Source organism: Stenotrophomonas capsici, assembly GCF_034961085.1.
Classification (GTDB): domain Bacteria; phylum Pseudomonadota; class Gammaproteobacteria; order Xanthomonadales; family Xanthomonadaceae; genus Stenotrophomonas; species Stenotrophomonas capsici.
Genome location: NZ_JAYFUH010000002.1, coordinates 1 through 1,551, shown reverse-complemented (window position 1 = coordinate 1,551; position 1,551 = coordinate 1). Strand labels below are relative to the sequence as shown.

Annotated in this window: 1 pseudogene; it reads right to left on the bottom strand. The window is 67.1% G+C overall.

From position 1 onward, the window contains the following. Positions 1-1,551 (bottom strand): annotated as a pseudogene (locus VA603_RS00055) (LamG-like jellyroll fold domain-containing protein); the annotation flags it as partial.

Here is a 1,551-nt window from a genome sequence, read left to right as displayed (position 1 = left end):
TGAGGTAGCGGTCATCGCCGCTCCAGCGCCAGGCCGCCCAGAACAGGTGCATGACATCGCCACTGCCCGAGCCCTGGTTCAACTCGCCGCCGCGGGTCTTGCCGGTCGCCCAGTGGATTTCGTTGGGCAAGGCCCAGCGTCCCTTGTCGTCGGTGTAGGCATGGGCTAGGTAGCTGTCGGCCAGGCCGGTGACCAGCTTGCGACCGGTCGGGTCGGCGTTGTACTCACCAACCAGGAACGCCGGGTGCAGCGCCGGGAACGAGTACGGCTTCTGCCACTGCCAGTTCGGCTCGCGGTAGACCTTGTTGCCGCCGTACCAGTTGCTGGAGAACAGCAGGTGGCCTTGCGGATTGGGCAGGATGATGCGCTCATCGAAGGCCTTCACCGTCTCCATCAGGCGCTCGACGGTGAGCGGGTCGCCCCAGTTGAGGTACAGCATCGCGCTGTTGGTGTTGATGCCCTCCTCGTAGGCATGCAGCTCGTCGGTCTCGATCGTGCTCAGGCCATGGGAGAACATGCCGTTGCGGTACACCGCGTCGGACAACGCGGTCAGCGAGGCGTTGAGCTTGTCCGGCTGCACGCCCATCAGGGCCAGCCCCGGCCACTGCTGGGTCAGGTCGGAATCGTCGGAGATGCCACCGCCGAAATCGCCGTACGCCACCTGTCGCTCGTCGATCCACCAGTCGACGAAACGACGCACGTGCTTGAGGTCTTCGAGCTGGTTGAACGCCCAGGCCGGCACGCCCTTCGGCGGCTGCGGCGCGGTGAACGGTGGCTTGCCCTGGCTGTTGTAGCTGATGTAGTTCCAGTACAGGCGGCCGAGCGCGTGGTCCGGGTCCACCCGCAGCAGGTCACTGAGGTCGGCGTAGACGCGCGCATACAGGCGCTGCCGCTTGGAGGTGGTGTGCTCCTCGACCAGGAAGCCCCAGTTGTCGCGCACCTGGTTGAAGCGGTCGGCGACGTGCTCCTTGATCGCCTCCTTGCGGTCCTTGAAGACCAGGCGCACTTCGGCCCCGTCCAGCGAGGTGGCGTTGAAGCCCGGTGCGGCCGAGGCGATCGACAGCCACAGGCTGTCGGCGGTGAGGATGCGATCACGCAGGTCCAGCCACAGCGTGCGGGCCTGGCCCGGCTTCACCGACACCGAGACGTCGATCATGTCGCGCGCCGGCCAGATCGGGTCCTTGATGCGGATGTTCAGCGGGATGACCTTCCCGTCCGGGCCGTCATGCGTGGCCGGCAGGTCGAGCGCGGGGATGTCGATGGCCACGCCATCCAGGCCATCGTGCATGTTCTCCCAGCTGTAGGCCCAGCTGCGGATCAGCGGCTGCGCCGCCGGCGCATCGCCCACCCCGGAGGGGATCAGCACGTGCACGATCGGTGCCGACGCGGATGGCAACGTGTCGGCGCCACGCTTGCGTGCGCCCGCCCCTTTGGGCAGCGCCATCACCGTGCTGCGCTCATCGGCGGCGAAGCGGCCGTCGATGTAGTCGCGCAGGGTGGCGATGTTGGTGTAGTCCGGCAGCACGCTGCTGTCGATCAGGTAGCGCTGCT